We start from the raw sequence: 22595 nt of genomic DNA, 5'->3' as shown, positions 1-22595 counted from the left end.
GCGGAATTCGACGAAAAATGGCTTCGCATCTCCGGCACAAAAAAGCGTTTACCCTGAAATCGCAGTTGGTTGCGAGAACCGAGGCGGTGGCTGGCGCGGACAGTCCGACGCAGAATTTGACGAGCATACCCGCCGGGTATGTAAGGAAAATTCTGCACAGGAATGTCCCGCCAGCCGCCGGCGAATTCCGCAATCCAACTGCGATTTCCGGGTTTACAGGCCTGCGGGCCTGCCCGCACTTTTTTGTGCCGAATCTGCTTCGCCCTTTTTCGTCCCGGTTCTCGCAACCAACTGCAATTTCCGGGTTATCGGGGAGATTGCGCCTGCTGCCGGCGGCGCTGATTCTGGCGGCGGCCCAGTGCGCCGGAATTTGCGCCGGCGGCCCGCGCGATGGGGCCGCAGCCGCATACTATGTGCCGGCGGAGCGGTTTACGCAGGCAGCCTTTCCGCCGCCTCCGTCTGTGGATTCCGAAGAGCAGCGCGCAGACGACGCCGTTCTGGAGCAGTGGCGCAAAAAGCGCACGGATGCGGACTGCCTGCGCGCCAACCGGACCTTCTATATCACATTCGCTCATTTGTGGGGGGAAAACAGCCCCTTCCCGCAGCCGCTCCCCCCGGAGGTTCGGGATTTTTTCAGCCGCGTGGATTCGGATATCGGAACAGCCGCCCGAATGATGAAAAACCGCTACCGCCGCCCCAGACCTGACAACCAAAATCCCTGCCCGGACCCGCGCGCCGCGGACGGGCGGCCCGGGGGCGGCGGGTATTCGTATCCCAGCACACATGCCGCCATCTCCAGAGTTTTTGCCGAGGCGCTGGCGGACCTGGTCCCGAAACGGCGGGACGAGTTCATCGCTGCGGCAGACGGCATTGCTTTTGACAGGGTGGTGATAGGCGTTCATTATCCCTCCGACATCTCCGCCGGCAAAAAATTCGGCGTCATGTTCCATGATGAAATGCTGAAATCGGAAGCCTACCGGCGGGATATGGCGCAGGCGAAAATCTTTCTGCTCTCCCCGCGCTGAGCTCGGGGCGGCGGAAAAAGCGGGAAATTCCGCCGCGCAATTGCCGGAAAATGAGTCGGCTGCCTGCCGCCAAACTTTGTATCATAATAGACAGCAGGATGGAGATTGCGCATATGACAGCGAGTCTGGTTTTCATGTTGCTTTTTGCGGCGGCCTCGTCCGCTCTGGGGGCGGGGGAACAGCCTTCCGGCAAAGCCAAGCTTTTTCCGGTGGAGGAAATTTCCCTGCCCACGCATGAGCGTGTGGGCGCTTCGCTGGCGGCGGAGCTGTATGCGCCGCTGCATTTCAGCCGCAATCAACGCAAACGGATAGAGGATGCGCTCTCCGACGAAGCGGATACGGTGATAGAGCGCGCCCAGGACGAATACCAGGCGCGCAAGCGCCGTGCGCGCAAATTGCGCTATGTTCTGGGAGACGTCAATTTCCGCATTTTTCAGCATAAATTCGCCATAGCCGCCGCAGTGCGGGAGTTCCTGACTCCGCTGCAGCGGGAAAGGCTGGACAAGATGATTTACGACGGTTATTTGAATCCCCAGCCCTGCCCGGTCCAGAACTGTGCCCCCGTCAAAGAGGTCCCCGCGTCACCCGGCGGAAAGGACGCCGCTGCGTCCGGCGGGCAGGAGCAGGGCGAGGAGCAGGAAAACGCTCCCGACTCATCCTCTTACGGCGCGTATCCCTGACGCGCCTTATGTTCCCTGCGTTTATCATTCTGCTGACTGCGGCCGCTCCGGCGGGGGCCGCGTCGCTTTCCCGCGGGCCGTATGTGGAGGATGTGTCGGTCAACTCCGCGCAGGTGCGCTGGCGCACGGACATATCCACCGTGGCCTGGCTGAATTACGGCCCGCCGCCGGAATGCGGGCAGTTCCTGGCAATCTCCCCCGAAGGCATGGAACATGAGGTTTCGCTCTACGGCCTTGTGCCGGGCGGGCAGTTGTGTTACAAGGTTTATGTCCCGGAGAGCGATGGCGCGGTGGCGGCGTCCACCGGCTCTTTCCGCACGCTGCGCCCGCCGGACCAGAGAATGCTTTCCTTCGCCGCGTTGGGCGATTCCGGCACCGGCGAGGGGGCGCAGGACGAAATAGCCGCCCGGCTGGAAAAATACAATCCCGATTTCGTCATACACACCGGCGACCTGACTGATAACGGCCTGGATTCCACCGCGGACGATAAATTCTTCCGGCCATTTGCCTCCGTCATGCGCAAGGCCCCGTTTTTCATCTCTCCGGGAAATCATGAATACGCCCCGCCCAAGGTTGCGGCAAAGGCCGCGCGCAATTTTTTCTCCGCCAACTACGCGCGGTATCACCGGATGCCGCAAAGCCCCGGCTCGCCGCATTATTATTCTTTTTCAAGCGCAAACGCGCTTTTTGTCTGCCTTGACACCAATTATCCCGTGGTGAAATACGCCCCCTCCGCCGCCAGAGGCAGCCCGCAGTATCTCTGGCTGGAGCAGACGCTTGCCAAAAGCGCCGCCATGTGGAAATTTGTGTTCCTGCATGTGCCGCTTTATTCCAGCGGGGGGCACGGCTCCGGCAAGGCGCTGACAGCCGCGCTGGCCCCGCTGTTTGAAAAATACGGCGTGGACATTGTGTTTCAGGGCCACGACCACGATTACGAGCGCACCCAGCCGCTCAAAGCCGGAGCCGTTTCTCAGGAATACGGGGTCATATATATCACCCTGGGCGGCGGCGGCAGCCCGCTTTACATAAAATGCAGCGAAAACCCCTGGTCCGACAAGTTCGCGTCCGAATACCATTTCGGCGTCGGGGAAATTAACGGCTCCGGTTTCAAATTCACGGTTTACAACCGCGAAAACAAGGTCATAGACTCCGTGGCTATATCCAAATGATGCGAAAAAACCGGCTCTCCTCCGCCGTCATGGACGCGCTGATGCACGATATCAAGAACCCGCTGGCTTCGGTCATACTGGCTGTAACCTCTTCCCAGTCCAGGCCGGGCCTGCCGCCGGATTTGGGCGGGATGCTGGGCATGGCTTATTCAAGCGCGCTGCTCGTGCAGCGGCTGGTAGATTGCGCGCAGCGGGCCTGCGCGCTGGAGGACGGGCGCCTCGCGCCGGAGCGGCGCGCGGTTGAGCTGCGCCCGCTTCTGGAGCGGGCTGCGGGCGAGGCTGCCCCGCTTTGCGGTTCTTCCAGAGCGCGGGCGGAAATAGAAATTTCTCCCCGGCTTCCCCATGAAATATGCGCGGACCCGGACATGCTGCGCAACGTTATCGTTAATTTGCTGCTTGACGCCGCCAGATATTCCCCGAACTGCGCGGGTGTCAGGCTGTCGGCTTTTGCAAACGGGGGCCGCGCCGTGTTTTGCGTAAGCGACAGCGGGCCGCGCTGCCCGCCTGCGCTGCTGAAAAGCTATTTCGCCAAGCATCCTCCCTCCGCGCTGCGCCGGCTGCGGCGCGGCGCGGGGCTTAACCGGCGCTACTGCCTGCTGGCCGTGAAGGCGCACGGCGGCTCCATCCGCGCCGAAAATTCCGCCGGCGGCATGGCCGTCCGGGTTGAGATTCCGCTATGAACGGCATTATACCCTCGTTTTTCTATCATCCGGCGGCGCGCGACGCGCTGGTCATTTTCTCCAACACCGTGCAGATGTATCTTTTCACGGTCTGGACCTCGTATTTCGTGATGAGTTTCTGGGGGCTTAAAAAGCGGGTGCCGCTTCCCGCGCCGGGCGGCAGGCTCAACCGTTTTGCCGTGGTGCTGCCCGCTTATAACGAGGAGGAGGTCATCGGCCACGCGGTTGAGAGCCTGTTCAAGCTGGACTATCCGCGCGAGCTCTTCGACGTCTGGGTGGTGGCCGACCATTGCACCGACCGCACCGCGGAGATAGCCAAATCGCGCGGCGCGAATGTGTTCCTCAACGACGGCGACTCGCCGCGCGGCAAGGCCCGCGCGCTGCTGGCGCTGGACCGCAGCCTGCTTGAAACCGGCAAGTACGACGCGTTCTGCTATTTTGACGCCGATTCGCTGGCCCATCCCGGTTTCCTGCGCGCGATGAGCGACCACCTCAACGCCGGGCATCAGGCCATGCAGGGGATGGAACGTTCCAAAAACCCGGATTTCAATTTCCTCTCGCGCATCTGCCATGTCGGCAAGGTCATGCAGATTTACTACGGGCAGCTGCCTAAATACCGGCTGGGACTGTCGGCCACGTTGCACGGCAAGGGGATGTGCTTTTCGGCGGATATCGTGCGCCGTTTCCCCTGGGACCCCCGCGCGCTGACAGAGGACATAGAATTGCAGGCCCGCCTTATCCGCCACGGCGTGCCGATTTATTACGCGCCGCAGGCGGTGGTGTTTGACGAATCCCCCGTTACCATGCGCCAGATGGTGCTGCGCAGCCTGCGCTGGACAAAGGGCGCGCTTTACGCCGCCAACAAGCATATCTGGGGCACATTCCGCCGCTTCCTGATGCACGGCGATTTGCGCGCGCTGGAGTCGTTTAGCCGGTTTTCCATGTGCTACCGGCTGCTTCTCGTCGGCAGCGCGGCGGCGCTGATATATATTTACCGCGACGCCTTCAACCTCCTGTACTGGATTTTTGACCATCCGTCGGGCGCGAGGTTTTCGGTCAAGCTGATGAACTGGATTCCCGTTTACCTCTGGCCCGCCTACGCGCTCTACCGCGAGCGTTCCGGCTGGCGGGATTACGCGACCTACATCGTCATGCCCTGGTTCTATCTGTTCCTGGGAATACCGATTTTCGCGGCCAGCGTATTCAGCTATAAACGCTCCTCCCACTGGTACCGCACCGAGCATGGCTGCGCCGTCTCTATCTCGGAACTGGTGGAGGGCAAGCGGTGCTGAAATTCCTCTCCTGGAACGTAAACGGCGCGCGCGCCGCCGCTAAAAAGGGCGCGCTGGACTGGCTTCTGTTGCAGGACGCTGCAATTTGCGCGCTTCAGGAGACAAAGGCGCGCCGGGAACAATTGCCGCCGGAAATAGCGGCCCCGCCGGGCTGGTTTGCGTACTGGAACGCCGCCGAAAGGCCCGGCTACAGCGGCACGGCGGTTTTTGCGCGGGAGGAGCCGCTGTCTGTCAGATACGGATTTGGCGAGCCGGAATTTGACGGCGAGGGGCGCATGACGGCCCTTGAGTATCCGCGCTTCCATTTCCTGAATTTCTATTTTCCCAACGGCGGCTCCGGGCCGGAGCGGCTGGATTTCAAGCTGCGTTTTTACGCGAAATTCCTTGAACATGCGGGCGGGCTGCTGGCCTCCGGCAAAACCGTCATCGTTTGCGGCGATGTGAACACGGCGCATACCGAGCTGGATCTTGCCCGGCCAAAAGAGAATGAAGCCGTCTCCGGCTTCCTGCCGCAGGAGCGGCAATGGCTGGATAAATTTTTCGCCGCCGGTTTTGCCGACACCTTCCGCGTTTTCAACAAAGACGGCGGACATTACACCTGGTGGGACATGAAAACCCGCGCGCGGGAGCGCAACTCCGGCTGGCGGCTGGATTATTTCCTGATAGACAAGCCTTCGCTGCCAAAGTTAAAGGACGCCTTCATACTGGCGGACGCGCAGGGCTCCGACCATTGCCCCGTCGGAATAACGATGGATTTGTGAAAAAACTTTATCTGCCGGACTTGTCCGTCCTGGCCAAAGCCGTGAAATCCGCGGAGTTCGCAAAAGCCGGCGATGTCCGCGTTGATGGCGGCTCCGTGCGCGTTTCCGCGCGGAGTTTGCGCGCGCTTGCAAAAGCGGCGGTAGCTCAGGCGCAGTTTTTCCTGCCGCGCGGCTATTTGCGGGAGCTTTCGCATATCAGCGCGGACCGGCGCGCTTCTTCCGGCGATAAATTCGCCGCCGCCATGCTGCTGGAAAACGCCGCCGTCGCCGCGGAAGGCAGGCTGCCCCTGTGCCAGGACACCGGCACCGTAATAATCCGCGCATTGAAAGGCGAGCGCGTGATTACCGGCGCCGACGACGCGCAATATCTCGCGCTGGGCGCGCGGGACGCCTATATTGAAGGCGATTTCCGCTTTTCCCAGATGCTGCCGGGCCCGCGCGGCGAAAAAAACAGCGGCGACAATATGCCGGTTGAGGCCGAAATACTGGCCGTTCCGGGCGCGGAATACCTGCTTGCCTTCATAATAAAAGGCGGCGGCTCCTCCAACCGGACGGAGTTTCATGCAAAACCCGGCTATTTCCTGTCTGGCGGGCGGCTGGAGGAATTTCTGGCCTCGCGCATAGCCGCGCTGGGCGCGCAGGCCTGCCCGCCGTATTCGCTTGGTTTTGCCGCGGGCGGAACCTCGCCGGAGCTGTGCGTCAAAACCGCCTCGCTGGCCGCGTCGGGCCTGCTGGATTTCCTGCCGCACAAGCCGTGCGCCATGTTCCGCGACGCCGCGCTGGAAAAACGGCTGCTTGCCGCCGCGGAAAAAACCGGCGCCGGCGCGCAGTTCGGCGGAAAATATCAGGCGCATTCGGTACGGGCGGTCCGAATGTCCCGGCATGGCGCTTCGCTTTTTATAGCGATGGCGGTTTCCTGCTGCGCGCCGCGCATGGTTCTTGCGAAAATAAACCGCCGCGGCATCTGGCTGGAGCGGCGGGCGCAACTCCCGCCCGGCAGGACGGAATTGATTGAAAAATTTTCCCGCCTGAAATTGAATCTGGATTTGCCCGCAAGGGAATTGCTCCGCTCTCTGGACGGGGTTCCGGCGGGGACGCGGGTTTTTTTAAGCGGCCATGCCATAGCCGCGCGCGACCTGGCCCATGCCGGATTCGCCGCGCTGCTGCAATCCGGCAAAAAGCCGGACTACCTGCGTTATCCGATATACTATGCCGGCCCGTGCAGGACGCCGCGCGGGCTGGCTTGCGGCTCTTTCGGGCCCACCACCTCCTCCCGCATGGACGACTATATGCCGGTTCTGCTTTCCGCCGGGGCGGGGCTTGTAACCATAGGCAAGGGCGCAAGAGGCCCGCAGGCCCGTGCCGCCATAAAGCGCGCCGGCGGGGTTTATTTTTCGGCGATGGGCGGCGCGGCGGCGGTTACGGCGCGGCGGTTTATAACCGAGTCGCGCGTGATTGATTTTCCCGAACTGGGGATGGAGGCGGTGCGGCTGCTGCGGTTTGAAAATCTGCCCGCCGTTCTTTCCATAGCGCGGACATGAAAGCATTGCTTGGCAAAACGGTTTTCATCGCCGGTTCGGAAAAAAACGCGGGCAAAACCTGTTTTTTCAATTACGCTCTGAATAAATTGCGCGGCAGGACCCGGCTGGCTTTTCTTTCCTCCGGGCTGGACGGCGAAAGCGAGGATATGGCTTTCGGCGGGCGCAAGCCGCGCGTGGCGGTTTTTCCCGGAGAGATAATAGCCACTTCCCAGTCCTCCCTTGCCGCGGCGGATGCGGGCTGCGAGGTGCTGGAGGTTTTCCCGGCGGCCACGGCATTGGGGAAAATGGCCGTTGTCCGCATACTGCGCGGCGGGTTTATGGAGCTTTCCGGCCCGGCCTCCAATGCCCGGCTGGCGGAAATTATCGCATCGCTGCGCGGCGGTTTCGGCGCGCAGACCGTGCTGGTGGATGGCGCGGCAAACCGGCTTACCCAGCTTTCGGCGGCGGACGGGGCGGGATTTGTCTATGTGGCGAAGGTGGAGCGGCTGCGCGCGCAGGCGGTAGCCGACGCGCTGGCGCTGCTGCGGGAGCTGTCGGAACTCCGCGCGGGGATGCGCGGGCTTTTTATTGAAGGCGCGCTGACGCCGCAGAGGGCGCAGGCTGTTCCGCAAAAGGAAAAGAGGATTGTTCTGGAGGATTGCACTAAAGTCTTCCTGAATCTCCCGCAGTGGCGCGCTTTCGCGCGGGGGCGGAAAATATATTTCCGGCGCAGGTTCGGGCTTATTTTCGCCGTCGCTAATTTGTATGATATTTCGCGCGGGCGGTTTGCGGAGATGCTGAAGGATTTTCCGCCTGAAAAACTGGTTTTCAACCCCTATGAAGACATTCGCGGAGTTTGACTGGCTGCTCGGGCGTTTCCTGCCGCGGACGCCCTATGGCCGCGCCGCCAAGGACAGGCTGCTGTTTTATTCCTCGCCGAAAGAACTGGAAGGCGAGTTCGGCCTGACCGAAGCCTTTATTTCTTTCGCCGCCAAATTCCCCGTCCGCGCCGACAAGCTGGAATTCCACCTCGCCAGAATCCCTTTTATAGACGAAAACGCGCCGCCGGACTGCGCGGCGTTGTTCTGCCTGAAAAAATTCCTGCTCAACGCAAAAGCGGCTTTTGCGCTGCTGCCCAAACCGCTTGCCGCCGCGCTTGGCGCGGACTGGCGGCTGGAGGGGCTGCTGAAAACCCTCTCGCGCGGCGAAGGGGGCGAGAATTTCCATATAGACGATTCGTTTTCGCCGGAGCTGGTCTCGGTCCGGCGGGAAATCGCGGCGGTGTCCGCGGAAATCGCGCGGCTGCGCGGGCGGACGCTGGCCCGCCTGAAGCGGGAGCATTCACTGGATTTTTCCGCGCGGGAATTTATAGTTATTGAGGAGTCCTCCGCCGCGAAACTCTTCGGCAATCCCGATTTTTTCATAGAGCCGCATGATTCGTCCCATGTGGTTGTCAGGCCGGTCTTCGGCGCGCAATATCTGGAATTATGCGCGAAGCGGGACGGTTTTGCGCGCGCGGAAAAGCGGGAGGAGGCGAAAATTCTTTCCGCCCTTGCGCGCGGGGCCGCGCGCCATTTGCCGGAAATGCGCCGCTGCGCCGCCGCCGTGGAGCGCGCGGATATTCTGCTTGCAAAAGCCCGGCTGGCGGCGGCGCATGGCCTGACAAGGCCGGTTATTCTCAAACCCGGCGCGGCAATCGTCATAAAAAAAGGCAGGCTGCCCCCGCTTGAGGCGCGCCTTGCGGCGGAGAAGTTGCGTTACAGCCCGTTGTCCTGCGGTTTTTCGGGGCGGGTGGCCGTGATTTCCGGCTCCAATATGGGCGGGAAAACCGTCGCGCTTAAAACGCTGGGGTTTTGCCAGCTTTGCCTCCAGCACGGGTTTTTCGTCCCGGCGGAGAAATACTCCGCGCCGGTTTTTGCGGCGGCGCATTTTGCCGGCGGCGGGGGCGGGGAGGTTGCCGGCCTGAGCAGCTTCGGGCTGGAGTTGCACGGCTTCATGTCGGCGTGGAAGGATGCGGACAGGGGCTGCTTCATATTGATGGACGAGTTTGCCCGCGCCACCAACTCGCGCGAGGGCGGGGCGCTTTTGTCGGCCATAATATCGGCGTTTTGCGCAAAGCAGGGGGTTTACGCCTTTGTCTCCACGCATTTTTCCGGGCTGCGCGCGCCGGCGGCGTATTACCGGATGAAAGGCTTTGACGGCGCGGCTTTTTCCGGCCACGGCGGCGCGGCGGGCGATTTGCGCGGGCGGCTCAGGCAGATAAACAGGTTCATGCGCTACGAGCTTGCGCCGGATTCGGGAAAAGCCGCCAACTGCGATGCGCTGGAAGTGGCGCGGCTGCTGGGATTTGACGGCGGCATAATTTCGCGGGCAAAATTTGTTCTGGAGGGAAAATGAAAAGCAAGCTGGGAATTTCGGCGGCAAAGATAGCCAAAGCGCGCAGGCTGGCCGCGCAAATAGCCGCGCCGGTGCAGAAATTCATAGCCGGGCATACCACCACAACGGTGGAGCGCGCCACTTTGCGCCTGATGGGCGCGGACATGGTCAGTTCCGGCGGCGTTCCGGTTCCCAATATCGCCGTGGATTCGCTAAGGGACAAATTGTCCGGCGGAGTTTCCCGCTGGTATATAAGCGCGCTGCTCAAAACCGGCAAGACGCCGCAGGAGCTTAACGCCGATATCGCCGGCGGGCTGGACATCTCAAAACTGCCGCTGGCGGATTTTTCAGCGATAAAAAAAGCGGCCTCCGGGCTGGCCGCGCAGTTTGACAGGAAAGTATCCGCCCACGTCGCCCGCCGCAACGGGCGGCTGAACCGCTACAGGAAAAACGCGAAGTCGCCGCTGTTGTATGTAATCGTGGCCACCGGCAATATCCATGAGGATGTAAAACAGGCCCGGGCCGCCGTTTTGCAGGGGGCGGATGTAATAGCCGTAATACGCACCACGGCGCAGAGCCTGCTGGACTACGTCCCCTTCGGCGCGACGACGGAAGGCTTCGGCGGCACCTACGCCACGCAGGAGAATTTCAAAATCATGCGCGCCGCGCTGGACGAGGTGGAGCCGCAGGCGGGCCGCTATATCCGGCTGGTCAATTACGCCTCCGGGCTGTGCATGCCGGAAATCGCCGCCATGGGGGCGATAGAACGGCTGGACATGATGCTAAACGACTCCATGTACGGAATCCTGTTCCGCGACATCAACATGTACCGCACCTTCGTGGACCAGAATTTCTCGCGCATGATAAACGCCCGCGCCGAGATAATCATCAACACCGGCGAGGACAATTACCTCACCACCTCCGACGCCGTGGAAAAGGCGCATACCGTGCTGGCCTCGCAGCTTATAAACGAGCGTTTCGCGCTCAATGCCGGGATGGAAAAGCGCTTTATGGGGCTTGGCCATGCCTTTGAAATAGACCCTTCGCTCAAAAACGGCTTCCTCTACGAGCTGGCGCAGGCCCGCCTGGCGCGCGAGGTGTTCCCTGAACATCCGCTAAAATACATGCCGCCCACCAAGTTTATGACAGGCGACGTGTTCAAGGGATACGCGATGAACGCGATGTTTAACTTCGTCTCAAAGGCGACGGGGCAGAGCATTCATCTGCTGGGAATGCTGACCGAGGCGATACACACGCCGTTTCTGCAGGACCGCTACCTCGCTGTCACCAACGCGCTGTATGTGATGAACGCGATGGACGGCCTGGCCGGGGAAATAGAGTTCAAGCGCGGCGGCATAATCGCAAAGCGCGCGGCGCAGGTGCTGGATGAAACCGTTGATTTCCTGGAGCAGACCGCGGAAACCGGCCTTTTCGGCGCGATAGAAAAAGGGATGTTCGCCGACATAAAACGCCCCAAAAACGGCGGCAAGGGCTTTGACGGCGTGGTTGAAAAAGGCCCCGATTACTGGAATCCGTTTGAAGACTATCTTAAAAAGGAGCTTGGCTTATGATGGTCAAGGCTTACGGCGATACTCTTAACGACGGCTCGGTCCAGCTTTCCTTCACCCTGCCGGTGAAATGCTCCGGCAAGGCAAAAGAGGCCGCGCGGCTGTATGTGCTGAAACTCGGTTTCAGGGAATGCCAGATTGTGGAGGCCGCCCCGCTTTCGGATGAATTCACGTTTTTTGTGGCTTACGGCAGAACCGACGCCGCCATTGATTACGACAGGGTTGACTACACCGATGCCGTGGGCGAGGACCGCCTGAGCATGGACGAGGTCAACGCTTTTATCCGAGAAAAATTCAAAAGGCATGTGGTGGTGGTGGGCGCCTGCACCGGCACGGACGCGCACACCGTGGGCATAGACGCCATCATGAACATGAAAGGCTTCAACCATCATTTCGGGCTGGAGCGCTACCCCATGATAGAGGCGCACAACATGGGCGCGCAGGTCCCCAACGAAAAGCTGATAGAGTTCGCCCTCCAGGTCAACGCCGACGCGCTGCTTGTGTCGCAGGTGGTTACGCAGAAGGAAGTGCATGTGCGGAACCTGGCCAATCTGATAGAACTGCTGGAAGCCGGGCATTTGCGCGACAAATTCATAGTCATAGCCGGCGGCCCCCGGATAAGCAACAAGCTGGCGGTTGAGTTGGGCTACGACGCGGGTTTCGGCTCCGGCGCCTACGCCGACGACGTGGCCACCTTCATAGTAAAAAAGATGGAGGAAAGCATACGGCGTTGAGCGAATAAGCTTGTGGCGCAGTGTTTAGTGTCGCTGACAATCAATGTGCTAATAGTGTGAAATGAGATACTATTATTGCAAAAGGTATTGACTAATCTTAAAAAATGGTGTATGCTGTAACAAGGAGGACGTTGCTATGAAACTATACACAGAGATTACACCGCGTCAATTTAAGGAGATAAATTCCATGGTTGAATCTGGTAAATATCCAAATATGGCAAGCTTTATTAGTGTTGCCATAGAAAACCAAATTAGTTCGGAAGACAAGGGATACATGATGAATAAAGGGACCATAAGGGAAACGGGAATGGATTATTTTGAACGTGAATTGGTACAGCATGGATTTAGTTTCAAAAAATCACTTCATGGAAACAGCGTTAGTGGTTATATCGTTTCCCAACAACACTCTTGGGAAAGACCTGTTAGAATTAATACCGCATCCGAAAAACGATTTGTAGTTAAAAAGGAGTGGGAGAGAATTGAAAATTTATTGCTTGTGTATATATGGACAATAGGAGGCAGTCAAAGAATTTTTTTGCTGGATTACCAAGATGCTGTCGATCTTTTGGATGATAAATTGCAAACAGAATCATGGGTCAAGAAAGGGTGGTATTCTCTCAAAATATCATCTGAGCAGGGAAACTTCATGAAAGATTTTAAAAAGCATGAAAGCAATTGGGATATTTTAAAACCGGCTGCATAAATGGACGATAGCGAAAGACTTAACAATCCACTGTCACATCAGCGAAATGCGAAGCTGCGTGTCCAGCGCGCGGGCGATTTTTTGCAAAGTGTTTAGCGTGATATTCGGATGTTTGAGCGTTTCTATATCCGATATCACCTGCTGCTTGGTGTGTATTCTGCGCGCAAGCTCGGCCTGGCTTATATGCTTTTTTTGCCGTCTTTCGGCGATTAGATAGGCAAGCCGAGTTCTGATGTCTTCTTCCTCATACGCCTTCTTGAACTCAGGGTCTTTCATCTCCGCCTTGAGCCAGTCATTGAACAGAAGTTTTTTAGCTTTCATAACCGCCTCGCTTGCCGGAGCCAGCCGGCCATATAGCGTTGCGCCCTTTCAACTTCGCAGGGCGGAGTTTGCGCTGTTTTTTTCAAAAAGCCATGCGTCAGGACAATATGCCGGTCGTGAATGAAATAAAGTATCCGCATCTCAAGTCTTCCGAATGAAACCCGCAATTCCCGTATGCTTCCCTGAAGGCTGTCCGCATAAGGCCGCTTAAGATTCGGACCTTCCTTCTGCAAAAGGTTTATCCATGTCGCCGCTTTGGCCCGGACCTTTACCGGTAACTCTTTCAGGAAATCCGCCGCAGGATAATTCCCGCCGGGCGTCTGATACATCTCAATCAAATATTCCATGCCATGTCTTCCTGTTAATAGTATACATGATATATACTGTTGAAGCAATGCCTATATCCCCGGCATCTTTGCGCTGCTTGTGTCGCAGGTGGTTACGCAGAAGGAAGTGCATGTGCGGAACCTGACCAATCTGATAGAGCTGCTGGAAGCCGGGCATTTGCGCGACAAATTCATAGTAGACTTGCTCCCGAATAATTTTTTGGGCAAAAATCACGGCTTTTGGCCTGCAACTTCGCGGCCATCGGCTTACACACCCCGCCGGAGTGTGCTCGCCTCTGTCCGCTGCGTTGCAGGCCAAAATCCTGTCTTTTTGCCTCATAAACCTTATTCGGGAGCAAGTCTAGTCATAGCCGGCGGCCCCCGGATAAGCAACAAGCTGGCGGTGGAGCTGGGCTACGACGCGGGCTTCGGCTCCGGCGCCTGCGTCGACGACGTGGCCACCTTCATAAGACTTGTCCCCCAATAGGCTTTATGGCAGAAATACAGGGTTTTGGCCCGCAGCGCAGCGGTGTGAGGCGCGCACACTACCGACGGGCGTGTGCAAGCCGAACACCGCGAAGCTGCGGGCCAAAAACCGAAATTTATGCCGTAAATGCTATTGGGGGACAAGTCTATAGTAAGGAAAATGGAGCAGAAGCGGCGCGCATTGTGCGCCGCCCGCAGCCGGTTCTTGCAGCCAACTGAAACATTCAGGTTAATTGGGTGTGCCGGAGCAACTGCGGCTGCGGTCGTCCCAATAGCATCCGTGGGCGTTGCAAAGGGTTGCGGATGCGCCATATGCGCTGCATATCCCTCCGCCAGGGGGATGATGGCCTCCGCCTCCTCCTCCCCCGCCATGGTGGCCGCCGCCGTGAGACCAGCGCGCGCACATGGTGGTGCCGGGGGCGATGAATTCGCCTTTGTTGCAGCAGAGAATGTTTCCGTTTCTGGGGTTTCTGCCGGCGTAATACTTGCCGTAGGCGCGGCAGGGGTCCTTTTTAGGACGCGCTGCCGCCTCGGAGAATTCATTGTCCTCTCCGGCGTTCAGCGAGGCCTCGTCTTCTGGGTTGGAAGCGAGCTCCATAGCATCCATGGGGCCGTTGCCCTGCGTTTCCGCGGGGGCGTTTGCATCAGGGACCTCGTTTTCCTGCTGTGCGGACGGCGCGGGGGCCGTGTTTTGGGGAGTTTCCGATGTCGCGTGCACGGCTGCGCCGCATATGGCCGCAACCGCAATTGCGGATAACAGTTTCCGTGTCATTTTATCCTCACTTGTCGCCAAACAACTGGGTCCGGCGGCGGGCGGCGCGCAATGCGCCGCCCGCCGCCTTGATTTTTAATCACAGGTGCCGGAACAGCCGTGGCTCTCATAATTCCACGCGCAACCATAATGGGAGAAGCAATTGCCCGGTGATGTGCCGGTATATGAATTGCAATCACACCCTCCTCTGTTCCCGCCCCGGTCCTGCTGCGCGGCGGACCTTTCCTGGTAGCAATTCCCGCTGCTGGAATCACAGCGATATCCCGGCCGGCAGTCCGTATCCGTGTAGCAGCCTTTGTGCCACTGGCCGCCGGTGGAAATACAATGCTGGCCATTACAGTAGTAACCGGCAGGGCACGGCTGGCTGTAGCAGTTGCCGGGGGGGGCAATTCCACCGCCGCCCCCTCCGCCATGGTGTCCTCCCACGCACATGAGGGTGCCGGGCTTTATGTGTTCTCCCTTGTGGCAGCAGAGAATCTTGCCGTTTTTGGGGTTTATGCCGGCATAATACTGGCCGTAGGCGCGGCAGGGGTCTTTTTTAGGGCGCGCCGCCGCTTCGGAGAATTCATTGTCCTCTCCGGCGTTCAGCGAGGCCTCGTCTTCTGGGTTGGAAGCGAGCTCCATAGCATCCATGGGGCCGTTGCCCTGCGTTTCCGCGGGGGCGGTTGCATCCGGGCTCTCGTTTTCCTGCTGTGCGGACGGCGCGGGGGCCGTGTTTTGGGGAGTTTCCGATGCCGCGTGCACGGCTGCGCCGCATATGGCCGCAACCGCAATGGCGTACAGTAGCTTTCGCGTCATTTTAGCGTCCTTATCGCCAGGCGGGATTCATAACCGTGTTCTGCCTGCGACTATAACAGTTTAACGGGATGCGGAGATTTATACAGGGCCCAAAGGCCTATCTGCGGATGCGGATGAAGTATTTGCCGCCGAACAGCCGCCATACAGCGAAAACCGCCAGGGCGACAACAAGCAGCGCCAGCGCCGCTACTATGAACACGCCGGCAAACATCAACGAGAGAACCGCGCCCGCCACCGCGCCCGCCGTTCCCAGAATCCAGCCCAGCGCGCGCAACGGCGCCGGCCTCGGCGGCCTTGCCTTGACGTTGCCGCCATCCTGCGGGCCGGAGACTATTTCGGCTTCTATGACCTGCGGCTGGCCGCCGCGGGGTTCCGGGGGCGTGTTCATGGGCGGCCCTAGCCGGTGGGATTTGTGGAATACGGCGGCTTGTCCTGCTGTCTGGGCGAGGCTGTTACCCGCCCATCCGCCACAGTCATGTTCCACAGCGGGCTGCAGAACATCTCGCGGCTGTTGAGCGCGGTCTGCACCGCGGAAAAGAAATACTCGTCGTAGGCCACGCGCAGGTGGCGCAGCCCGAAGGATTTGGAAAAGCCTTTTTCCATCAGCAGTCGTTCCACGTCCCGGCCGATGCGCATGTCCGCGCCGCAGCGTTCGCGCACCATGGCGCGCGCCTGCTCAATCCAGCCCAGCAGTATGCGGGCGGCTATCTGTTCTGTCAGCGGCTTGAACACTATTATTTCGGTTATGATTTCCTGAAAGCTGCGCGGCAACTGGCCGCGGAAACGTTTGGCCACCTCGCGTTCGGCGGCGTCAGGCAGTTTTTTCTGGTCCAGCTGCGCCTGCGAGAAAAGCGAGGAGGACAGTATGAACAGCGGCAGGCTTATGTCTATCCGCTTGCCGTTGTCGCCGGTTATGTCGTTGCGCCGGACGAAACGGCAGAATTCCTCAAAAAATATGGGCGGGGTCTTGTCCACGTTTTCAAAGAGCACCACGCTGAGAGGCTTGCGCGAAAGGAAATCCACCAGTATTCCGGCGGAGTACTGGTTGCCGAAGAGCTTTTTAACCCCCTCCTCGCGGCTGTACTGGGACATGTCGTAGGAAACAAATTCGCTTTCCGAGCCGAACATGCCAGCGGCGGCCTGCCGGGCCAGCTCGTCCTTGCCGGCGCCTTCCGGCCCCAGAAACAGGAATATGAAAGGCACCGAGGGCCGCGTAATCGTGCCGGAGACAAGCGCGGTCAGCCGTTTGACCAGAATGTCCGCCGCCTCCGCCTGGCCCACCGAGCCTTCCTTGACTATCCGTTCCAGATTGGCAAGCCTGGACTGCACCGCATTGTCCAGCTTTTCGGCCACCTGCCCGGCGGGAATGCCGGCGGCCTCGGCCACGGCGCCGGCCACGCGCAACTCGTCTATTTCGCCGGAGACGGTGACGCCGTATTTGCGCGCCAGCTCGGCGTACTGGACCGCCGCCACGCCTTTGGGGTCCTTGGCGGCGGACGCGGCGCGCTCGCACGCGCGTTCAAGAATTTTTATGGCCTTGCGGGGCTGCGCGCCGGGAGAGCGGAACGCCTCTCCCAGGCTGAGTACCACGGGCAGCGCCTTGTCGTTTATCCTGACCCCGTGCGTCTTTTCCAGCCTGGCTTTCCAGGCGCGCAGGATTTCCAGAGTTTCCTGGGAGCCGGTTTCGGCCACGGGCACTTTTTCAAGGCGTGGGCCCAGTTCCGCATCGGCGGCCATTCTGGCGAAGCCAGCCTCGTCGGCGGATAATATGACCCTGACCGCGCCCGACAGCAGCAGTGCGCGCAGTTCCTGCGGCCCGCCCCTGGCGGCGCAGGCGCCTTTTTCCGCGTCCAGCAGCTGAGGCGCGCTTGGGATGTAAAGCATAATTTCCTGCGCCGCGGCGCCGGCAGCCGCGGCTATGTCCCCCAGCTTGGCCTGCAAATTATTTTCCGGCGACGCGCGCAGCAGCGCGGGTGTGTCTATCTCCACGGAGGTTTTGCCGGCCAGATGGCCAGGCGCCTTGCCCTCAAATATCCGCACGGCCAGGGTTTCCGCCATGGCCGTTTTGCCAACTCCCTGCGGGCCGATAAGCACGGGTATTTTCTTGGGGCCTATCCACAGAACCGCAAGCAGCCGCTCCATTTCCTTTAGGCGGCCCGCGCACTGAAAAATCTGCGCCTTGCCCGCCAGCGCGGACAGGTCGCGCCCGTATTTGAGCAGCGCGCCCATGTCCGCCGGAGGGCGGGGGTCGGGCTGCTTCTTTGGCTGCGCGGCCAGTCTTATTTCCGGCGGGGCGGAAAGCTCCTCCATCTCCTTTAGCACCGCGCCGGGGGAGGAACCGTTTTTCTCCAGCGCTTGCGTTATTATGGGCCCCGGATTTTCCATCAGCGCGCGCATGATGGCGACGCCGGTGGTTTTTCCGGGGCGGCAGAGGTCTTTGGCGCGGTCAAAAACTTTGCGGCTGTCGGCGCTGCGGTGTATGTCGCCGCGGCGCAGGAAATAGGTCCCCTCGCCCAGTTTCTGGCGCACCGCGCGGCGCAGCGTCACCATATCAAGGTTCAGCTTTTTGAAAGCCGATTCCAGCCGCGCGAACTCCGCCGCGGCGGAGGCCGTCTGCTCCGGCGTGAAATTGAATTTGGCGGCGGTGTGCGCCAGCAGCTTGTTTATTTCGGTCAGGCTGATGAAGAAATGCTCGCGCTCTATAAGCTCGAAATTCGCGCTTATAGCCTCTGCTCCGGCGATATTCCACGCCAGCATCGCCACCTCGGACATGTTCTTCATCAGCTATAAAATACCATATTTTACAATCGCGCGGTTTATGGTATAATTCAATTGTGAAATCCGTAACAAACACCCTGCGCCGTCCCGCCATTTCGCTGGACACCATACGCAGAATGAGCCTGTGCCTGAGAATGCTGGTCCGGCTGCGCGGGCAGGGGGTGGAGACGGTAAGCTCCGCGGACCTGGCGGCGGCGATGAATTTTTCGGCGGAGCAGCTGCGCAAGGATTTTTCCTGCTTCGGCAGGTTCGGCAAGACGGGCGTGGGCTACAATGTGGAGCAGCTGGCAACCGCCATACGCGCCATACTGGGAACCGACAGGGTGTGGAATGTGGCCGTAATCGGCGCGGGCAGGCTGGGCGCGGCGCTTACCGGCTACAGGGGGTTTTGGGATTTCAACCTCCGCATCCGCGCCGCTTTTGACAGCGACCCCGCCAAGGCGGGCCGCCGGATAAACGGCATACGGGTCTATCCCGCGGGCGAGCTGCCCGCCGTGGCCCGGCGCGAAAACATCACCGTGGCCATTCTGGCCGTGGGCGAAACCTCCGCCCGGCAGGCGGCGGAGCTGGCCGCCAAAAGCGGGATACGGGCGATACTCAATTTTGCGCCGGTCAGCCTGAAGCTGCCGGCGGGTGTGCATGTTTCGGATATGGACATGTCGTGCGAGCTTGAAACTCTGGTGTATAGAATCAATAAGGAGACTGCATGAAGAAAAATTCGGTCGTGGAAACACTGCATCGCGCGCAGGCGGACAAAAAAAGCCATACCAGCCTCAGCGCGGACGCCATGCGCGACGCCGCGCGGGACTGCGGCGCGCCGCCGTCCCAGGTCTACGGCGTGGCCACCTTTTACACTATGTTTTCCGTCAAGCCGCGCGGGAAGCATGTCATAAGGATATGCCGCAACCTCGCCTGCCATATGGACGGGGCCTGCAAAATCGTGGACGCCCTGAAAAAGGAACTGGGCGTGGAACTCGGCGGCACCACCGCCGACGGCGAGTTTACGCTGGAAGAATCCAGCTGCCTGGGCATGTGCGCCGCCGCGCCCGCCATGATGATTGACGACAAACAGTACGGCAACCTTACCGCCGCCGGCGTAAAAGAGATTCTGCGCCGCGTGAGAAAGGGGGAATAACCATGAAAACCACAATTCTTGTCTCGCATGACAGGCGCGCCATGGCGGCGGGAGCCGCCGCGGCGGAAGCCGCCCTGCGCGCGGAAATTTCCAAACGCGGGCTGGATAAAGATATTTCCGTGTCCGCGACCGGCAGCCTCGGCTACGAGGCGGGCGGGGCCTGCGTCCTGGTGATGCCGCTCGCCGTGGTGTATACGCCGGTAACCGCGGCGGACGCTGCCGATATCATAGAGGCGGCCTCCAAAGGCCGCGCGCTTGAGCGGCTGGCAAAACCGGTTTCCAAAAGCTGGAAGATGCCGGCCTCCGGCAGCCATGCCGAAAAGCTGGCCGCCGCGCAGCAGCGCGTAATACTGGGCAATGCCGGCGTCATAGACCCGGAAAATATCGGCGAATACGTCTCCGCCGGCGGCTACGGCGCGCTGGCAAAGGCGCTGGCCATGAAGCCGGAAGAGGTTATCGCGGAAATAAAGACTTCCGAGCTGCGCGGCAGGGGCGGCGCGGGATTCCCGACGGCGACTAAATGGGCCTCCGCGGCGCAGGAAAAAGCCGACATCAAATACGTAGTCTGCAACGCCGACGAGGGCGAGCCGGGGACCTTCAAGGACCGCGAAATAATGGAAGGCGACCCGCACAAACTCATAGAAGGCATGATAATAGCGGGATACGCCATAGGCGCCTCAAAGGGCTATATCTACATCCGCGGGGAGTATGCGCTGTCCATCTCGCGGCTTGAGAAGGCGGCGGAGGCGGCGCGCGCCAAGGGGTTCCTGGGCGAAAAAGTGCTGGGCGGCAATTTCGCCTTTGACATTGAAATCGCGCGCGGCGCGGGCGCCTACATCTGCGGCGAGGAATCCGCGCTCATAGAATCCATAGAAGGCAAACGCGGCGAGCCGCGCCGCAAGCCGCCCTATCCGGCGCAGAAAGGCCTCTGGCAGAAGCCGACGGTGGTAAACAACGTGGAAACGCTGGCCGCTGTGCCGCATATAATCCTCAACGGCGGGCTCTGGCACAAGGCGCTGGGCGCGGAAGGCGCGCGCGGCACAAAGATATTCAGCATCGCCGGCGACCTCAACTGGAAAGGCGTGGTGGAAATTCCGTTCGGCACGCCGGTGTCTGCAATCATCAACGAAATCGGCGGCGGGGTCAAGGGCGGGCGCAAGCTCAAGGCCGTCATACTGGGCGGCGTCTCCGGCTCGCTTCTGACGGACAGCGAAATTGCCACGCCGGTGGATTTCAACTCGCTGGCTAAAATTGAAGCCGGCCCCGGCAGCGGCGCGGTCATCGTGCTGGACGAGACGCGCTCCGTCGTGGAGGCCGTACTCAACATTGCGCGGTTTTTCAAGCATGAATCCTGCGGGCGCTGCACGCCCTGCCGCGCGGGGACGGCGCAAATCGTGCGCATCCTGGAGAAAATCCGGGACGGCAAGGCCGCCGAAGACGATATAACCAAGCTGGAAAGCCTGGCAAGGGTGATGGCGCAGACCTCGTTCTGCCCGCTGGGCCAGACTGCGGCAAATATACTCTCCCAGTCCCTTAAAAAGTTCGCCGGGGAATGGGAAGCCTGCCTTTGCGCCGGCTGCGCCTGCGGAGGAAACAAGAAATGACCGTCAATCTCAAAATCAACGGAAAAGACTGCCGCGCGGCGGACGGCGCCACCCTGCTGGAGGCGTGCAAAACCGCCGGTGTGAAGGTGCCGACGCTGTGCTATCTTGAGAACGTAAACGACGAAGGCTCCTGCGGCGTCTGCGTGGTGGAGGTCAAGGGCCAGCGCACGCTGGCGCGCGCCTGCATCACCAAAGCCGCAAACGGGATGGAGGTTTCCACCAACACCCCCGCCGTCCGCGCCGCGCGCAAAACAAACGTGGAACTGCTGCTTGCCAACCATCCGGCGGACTGTCTGGTATGCCAGAAGAGCGACTACTGCTCGCTGCGTTTCCTGGCGGCGGATTTAGGCATCAAGGAATCCCGCTACGAGCGCACCGCCAAAAAACATGAGCAGGACGCCACCTCGCCCTCTCTGGTGCGCGACCCGGACAAGTGCATTCTCTGCCGCCGCTGCGTGGCCGTCTGCGCCGAGAAGCAGAGCGTCTGCGCCATCGGCCTTGCGGGCCGGGGCGAGGAGTCGGTGGTAACGACTTTCGGCGATATGGGCCTGGGCGGCGTGGAATGCGCCAACTGCGGCCAGTGCGCGCTTGTCTGCCCCACCGGCGCCATCATGGAAAAATCCGAGGTTGCCGACGTCTGGAAAGCCATAGACGACCCGAAAAAGACTGTTATCGTCCAGACCGCGCCGGCGGTGCGCGTCGCAATCGGCGAGGATTTCGGGCTGGAGCCGGGAACCGCCTGGACCGGCAAAATGGCCGCCGCGCTGCGCGCGCTGGGCTTTGACAAGGTCTTTGACACGGATTTCACCGCCGACCTCACCATACTGGAGGAAGGCAACGAGCTGCTCTCCCGCGTCAAAAACGGCGGGACGCTGCCGATGATAACCTCCTGCTCCCCGGGCTGGATAAAGTTCGCCGAGCATTTCTTCCCCGGCGTGCTGGATCATTTGTCCACCTGCAAGTCGCCGCAGCAGATGTTCGGCGCGCTGGCAAAGACCTACTACGCCGAAAAGCTGGGCGTTGACCCGCGCAATATAGTGGTGGTTTCGCTGATGCCCTGCACGGCGAAAAAGTACGAAGCCCGCAGGCCGGAGATGAACTCGGCATTCCAGTACTGGAAAAAGAAACTCAACCTCAAGGACGGCGACAGCTTCCAGGATGTGGACTACGTGCTGACCACCAGAGAGGCCGCGCGCATGGTTAAAGAGGCCGGCATAGACTTCGCGGCCATCCCCGGCGAGGATTTTGACAAGCCGCTGGGAATCAGCACCGGTGCGGGTGTGATATTCGGCGCCACCGGCGGCGTCATGGAAGCCGCGCTGCGCACCGTCTACGAGGTGGTAACCGGCAAAACCCTGACGAAGCTGGAGTTTGAATCCGTGCGCGGCATGGAAGGCATAAAATCAGCCGAGGTTGACCTCAACGGCCTCAAAGTGAAGGTCGCCGTGGCGCATGGCCTGGGCAATGCCAGAAAGCTGCTGGAACAAATCCGGGACGGCAAGTCGCCCTACCACTTCATAGAAATAATGACCTGCGACGGCGGCTGCCTCGGCGGCGGCGGACAGCCTTTCACCACCAATGCCGAGACGCGCAAAAAGCGCGCGCAGGCCATTTACGCAGAGGATAAGGACATGCCGATGCGCAAATCGCATGAAAATCCGGCGGTCAAAGAGCTGTATGCGGAGTTTCTGGAAAAGCCGCTGGGCCACAAGTCGCACGAGCTGCTGCATACGCATTACACGCCGCGCGGCGTTCACCCGGACGATGTCAAAGCGGAAAAACCCGCGTGCAAAAAAGAGCACGTTTGCGCGCATTAGCCTGATTAACCCGCCTTTGCGCCCTTCGGGCGCAAAGGCGGCAAATTGAC

At 60.1% G+C, this 22595-nt stretch carries 23 protein-coding genes; 17 read left to right on the top strand and 6 right to left on the bottom strand.

The features are described from left to right. Nucleotides 1–17: 17 nt before the first annotated feature. The 12 genes from WC421_03800 to WC421_03745 all read left to right on the top strand — a co-directional run bounded on the left by WC421_03800 (nt 18) and on the right by WC421_03745 (nt 12508). Nucleotides 18–1025, top strand: a complete 1008-nt coding sequence (locus tag WC421_03800) for a phosphatase PAP2 family protein (GenBank protein MFA5161349.1) — start codon at nt 18–20, stop codon at nt 1023–1025. Between the two features lie 113 nt (nt 1026–1138). Further along, nucleotides 1139–1705 carry a hypothetical protein gene (locus WC421_03795; protein ID MFA5161348.1) on the top strand — a complete coding sequence of 189 codons (567 nt, stop codon included), beginning with the start codon at nt 1139–1141 and terminating at the stop codon, nt 1703–1705. An 8-nt stretch (nt 1706–1713) separates the two neighbouring features. Then, entirely contained in the window at nt 1714–2874 is a 1161-nt protein-coding gene (locus WC421_03790; protein MFA5161347.1) for a metallophosphoesterase, read from the top strand. Next, nucleotides 2871–3554 (top strand): ATP-binding protein, encoded by a 684-nt coding sequence (locus tag WC421_03785; GenBank protein MFA5161346.1) that lies wholly within the window; start codon nt 2871–2873, stop codon nt 3552–3554. Before WC421_03790 ends, WC421_03785 begins: the two co-directional genes overlap by 4 nt. After that, the gene (locus WC421_03780; protein MFA5161345.1) at nt 3551–4846 is read left to right on the top strand and encodes a glycosyltransferase family 2 protein; all 1296 of its coding nucleotides are present in this window, start codon (nt 3551–3553) and stop codon (nt 4844–4846) included. Before WC421_03785 ends, WC421_03780 begins: the two co-directional genes overlap by 4 nt. Beyond that, the gene (locus WC421_03775; protein ID MFA5161344.1) at nt 4840–5607 is read left to right on the top strand and encodes an exodeoxyribonuclease III; all 768 of its coding nucleotides are present in this window, start codon (nt 4840–4842) and stop codon (nt 5605–5607) included. Before WC421_03780 ends, WC421_03775 begins: the two co-directional genes overlap by 7 nt. After that, nucleotides 5604–7148: a fumarate hydratase gene (locus WC421_03770; protein MFA5161343.1), complete on the top strand. Its 1545-nt coding sequence runs from the start codon at nt 5604–5606 to the stop codon at nt 7146–7148. The genes WC421_03775 and WC421_03770 overlap by 4 nt, the downstream gene beginning before the upstream one ends. Further along, the gene (locus WC421_03765) at nt 7145–7987 is read left to right on the top strand and encodes a hypothetical protein (GenBank protein MFA5161342.1); all 843 of its coding nucleotides are present in this window, start codon (nt 7145–7147) and stop codon (nt 7985–7987) included. Before WC421_03770 ends, WC421_03765 begins: the two co-directional genes overlap by 4 nt. Then, nucleotides 7965–9524 (top strand): hypothetical protein, encoded by a 1560-nt coding sequence (locus tag WC421_03760; GenBank protein ID MFA5161341.1) that lies wholly within the window; start codon nt 7965–7967, stop codon nt 9522–9524. The genes WC421_03765 and WC421_03760 overlap by 23 nt, the downstream gene beginning before the upstream one ends. Further along, nucleotides 9521–11074 (top strand): lysine 5,6-aminomutase subunit alpha, encoded by a 1554-nt coding sequence (locus WC421_03755; GenBank protein ID MFA5161340.1) that lies wholly within the window; start codon nt 9521–9523, stop codon nt 11072–11074. The genes WC421_03760 and WC421_03755 overlap by 4 nt, the downstream gene beginning before the upstream one ends. Continuing rightward, a complete protein-coding gene (locus WC421_03750) occupies nt 11071–11805 on the top strand; it encodes an OAM dimerization domain-containing protein (GenBank protein ID MFA5161339.1) in 735 nt (244 codons plus the stop codon). The genes WC421_03755 and WC421_03750 overlap by 4 nt, the downstream gene beginning before the upstream one ends. A 136-nt stretch (nt 11806–11941) precedes the next feature. Then, nucleotides 11942–12508, top strand: a complete 567-nt coding sequence (locus tag WC421_03745) for a hypothetical protein (protein ID MFA5161338.1) — start codon at nt 11942–11944, stop codon at nt 12506–12508. A gap of 33 nt (nt 12509–12541) precedes the next feature. Here WC421_03745 and WC421_03740 read toward each other — a convergent pair whose 3' ends face one another. Together WC421_03740 and WC421_03735 are read right to left on the bottom strand one after the other, a co-directional pair. Continuing rightward, complete coding sequence (locus WC421_03740; protein MFA5161337.1) at nt 12542–12829, bottom strand: helix-turn-helix transcriptional regulator; 288 nt, start codon at nt 12827–12829, stop codon at nt 12542–12544. A 330-nt stretch (nt 12830–13159) separates the two neighbouring features. Further along, complete coding sequence (locus WC421_03735) at nt 13160–13495, bottom strand: hypothetical protein (GenBank protein MFA5161336.1); 336 nt, start codon at nt 13493–13495, stop codon at nt 13160–13162. Between WC421_03735 and WC421_03730 the strand changes: the two genes are divergently transcribed. Further along, nucleotides 13487–13642 carry a hypothetical protein gene (locus WC421_03730; protein MFA5161335.1) on the top strand — a complete coding sequence of 52 codons (156 nt, stop codon included), beginning with the start codon at nt 13487–13489 and terminating at the stop codon, nt 13640–13642. The genes WC421_03735 and WC421_03730 overlap by 9 nt on opposite strands. A 228-nt stretch (nt 13643–13870) precedes the next feature. Here the strand turns inward: WC421_03730 and WC421_03725 are convergent, their stop codons facing one another. The 4 genes from WC421_03725 to WC421_03710 form a co-directional block, all read right to left on the bottom strand. After that, nucleotides 13871–14413: a hypothetical protein gene (locus WC421_03725; protein ID MFA5161334.1), complete on the bottom strand. Its 543-nt coding sequence runs from the start codon at nt 14411–14413 to the stop codon at nt 13871–13873. A 75-nt stretch (nt 14414–14488) separates the two neighbouring features. Continuing rightward, on the bottom strand, nt 14489–15211 hold the full coding sequence (locus WC421_03720; GenBank protein ID MFA5161333.1) for a hypothetical protein: 723 nt from the start codon (nt 15209–15211) through the stop codon (nt 14489–14491). A 97-nt stretch (nt 15212–15308) separates the two neighbouring features. Beyond that, nucleotides 15309–15599 (bottom strand): hypothetical protein, encoded by a 291-nt coding sequence (locus tag WC421_03715; GenBank protein MFA5161332.1) that lies wholly within the window; start codon nt 15597–15599, stop codon nt 15309–15311. Between the two features lie 8 nt (nt 15600–15607). Further along, nucleotides 15608–17992: an AAA family ATPase gene (locus WC421_03710; protein MFA5161331.1), complete on the bottom strand. Its 2385-nt coding sequence runs from the start codon at nt 17990–17992 to the stop codon at nt 15608–15610. A gap of 53 nt (nt 17993–18045) precedes the next feature. Here WC421_03710 and WC421_03705 point away from each other — a divergent pair, with 53 nt between their 5' ends. The 4 genes from WC421_03705 to WC421_03690 are packed head-to-tail and all read left to right on the top strand — an operon-like array spanning nt 18046 to nt 22545. Continuing rightward, nucleotides 18046–18699 carry a redox-sensing transcriptional repressor Rex gene (locus WC421_03705; protein ID MFA5161330.1) on the top strand — a complete coding sequence of 218 codons (654 nt, stop codon included), beginning with the start codon at nt 18046–18048 and terminating at the stop codon, nt 18697–18699. Next, complete coding sequence (locus WC421_03700) at nt 18696–19124, top strand: NAD(P)H-dependent oxidoreductase subunit E (GenBank protein ID MFA5161329.1); 429 nt, start codon at nt 18696–18698, stop codon at nt 19122–19124. The genes WC421_03705 and WC421_03700 overlap by 4 nt, the downstream gene beginning before the upstream one ends. A gap of 2 nt (nt 19125–19126) precedes the next feature. Then, on the top strand, nt 19127–20728 hold the full coding sequence (nuoF, locus tag WC421_03695; GenBank protein ID MFA5161328.1) for an NADH-quinone oxidoreductase subunit NuoF: 1602 nt from the start codon (nt 19127–19129) through the stop codon (nt 20726–20728). Next, nucleotides 20725–22545, top strand: coding sequence for an NADH-dependent [FeFe] hydrogenase, group A6 (locus WC421_03690; protein MFA5161327.1), 1821 nt, complete (start codon nt 20725–20727; stop codon nt 22543–22545). The genes nuoF and WC421_03690 overlap by 4 nt, the downstream gene beginning before the upstream one ends. Nucleotides 22546–22595 lie beyond the last annotated feature (50 nt).

The organism is Elusimicrobiales bacterium, from assembly GCA_041651175.1.
Taxonomy (GTDB): Bacteria; Elusimicrobiota; Elusimicrobia; order Elusimicrobiales; family Elusimicrobiaceae; genus JAQTYB01.
This window is presented reverse-complemented; position numbering and strand designations above follow the sequence as displayed.

Bases quoted from the DNA above. Each gene is read 5' to 3' on its own strand.
- WC421_03760 (MFA5161341.1), top strand. From the start codon at position 7,965: ATGAAGACATTCGCGGAGTTTGACTGGCTGCTCGGGCGTTTCCTGCCG.
- WC421_03750 (MFA5161339.1), top strand. From the start codon at position 11,071: ATGATGGTCAAGGCTTACGGCGATACTCTTAACGACGGCTCGGTCCAG.
- WC421_03725 (MFA5161334.1), bottom strand. From the start codon at position 14,413: ATGACACGGAAACTGTTATCCGCAATTGCGGTTGCGGCCATATGCGGC.
- WC421_03720 (MFA5161333.1), bottom strand. From the start codon at position 15,211: ATGACGCGAAAGCTACTGTACGCCATTGCGGTTGCGGCCATATGCGGC.
- WC421_03765 (MFA5161342.1), top strand. From the start codon at position 7,145: ATGAAAGCATTGCTTGGCAAAACGGTTTTCATCGCCGGTTCGGAAAAA.
- WC421_03745 (MFA5161338.1), top strand. From the start codon at position 11,942: ATGAAACTATACACAGAGATTACACCGCGTCAATTTAAGGAGATAAAT.
- WC421_03795 (MFA5161348.1), top strand. From the start codon at position 1,139: ATGACAGCGAGTCTGGTTTTCATGTTGCTTTTTGCGGCGGCCTCGTCC.
- WC421_03700 (MFA5161329.1), top strand. From the start codon at position 18,696: ATGAAGAAAAATTCGGTCGTGGAAACACTGCATCGCGCGCAGGCGGAC.
- WC421_03735 (MFA5161336.1), bottom strand. From the start codon at position 13,495: ATGAGGCAAAAAGACAGGATTTTGGCCTGCAACGCAGCGGACAGAGGC.
- WC421_03755 (MFA5161340.1), top strand. From the start codon at position 9,521: ATGAAAAGCAAGCTGGGAATTTCGGCGGCAAAGATAGCCAAAGCGCGC.
- WC421_03690 (MFA5161327.1), top strand. From the start codon at position 20,725: ATGACCGTCAATCTCAAAATCAACGGAAAAGACTGCCGCGCGGCGGAC.
- WC421_03740 (MFA5161337.1), bottom strand. From the start codon at position 12,829: ATGAAAGCTAAAAAACTTCTGTTCAATGACTGGCTCAAGGCGGAGATG.
- WC421_03800 (MFA5161349.1), top strand. From the start codon at position 18: ATGGCTTCGCATCTCCGGCACAAAAAAGCGTTTACCCTGAAATCGCAG.
- WC421_03780 (MFA5161345.1), top strand. From the start codon at position 3,551: ATGAACGGCATTATACCCTCGTTTTTCTATCATCCGGCGGCGCGCGAC.
- WC421_03785 (MFA5161346.1), top strand. From the start codon at position 2,871: ATGATGCGAAAAAACCGGCTCTCCTCCGCCGTCATGGACGCGCTGATG.
- WC421_03790 (MFA5161347.1), top strand. From the start codon at position 1,714: ATGTTCCCTGCGTTTATCATTCTGCTGACTGCGGCCGCTCCGGCGGGG.
- nuoF (MFA5161328.1), top strand. From the start codon at position 19,127: ATGAAAACCACAATTCTTGTCTCGCATGACAGGCGCGCCATGGCGGCG.
- WC421_03715 (MFA5161332.1), bottom strand. From the start codon at position 15,599: ATGAACACGCCCCCGGAACCCCGCGGCGGCCAGCCGCAGGTCATAGAA.
- WC421_03710 (MFA5161331.1), bottom strand. From the start codon at position 17,992: ATGAAGAACATGTCCGAGGTGGCGATGCTGGCGTGGAATATCGCCGGA.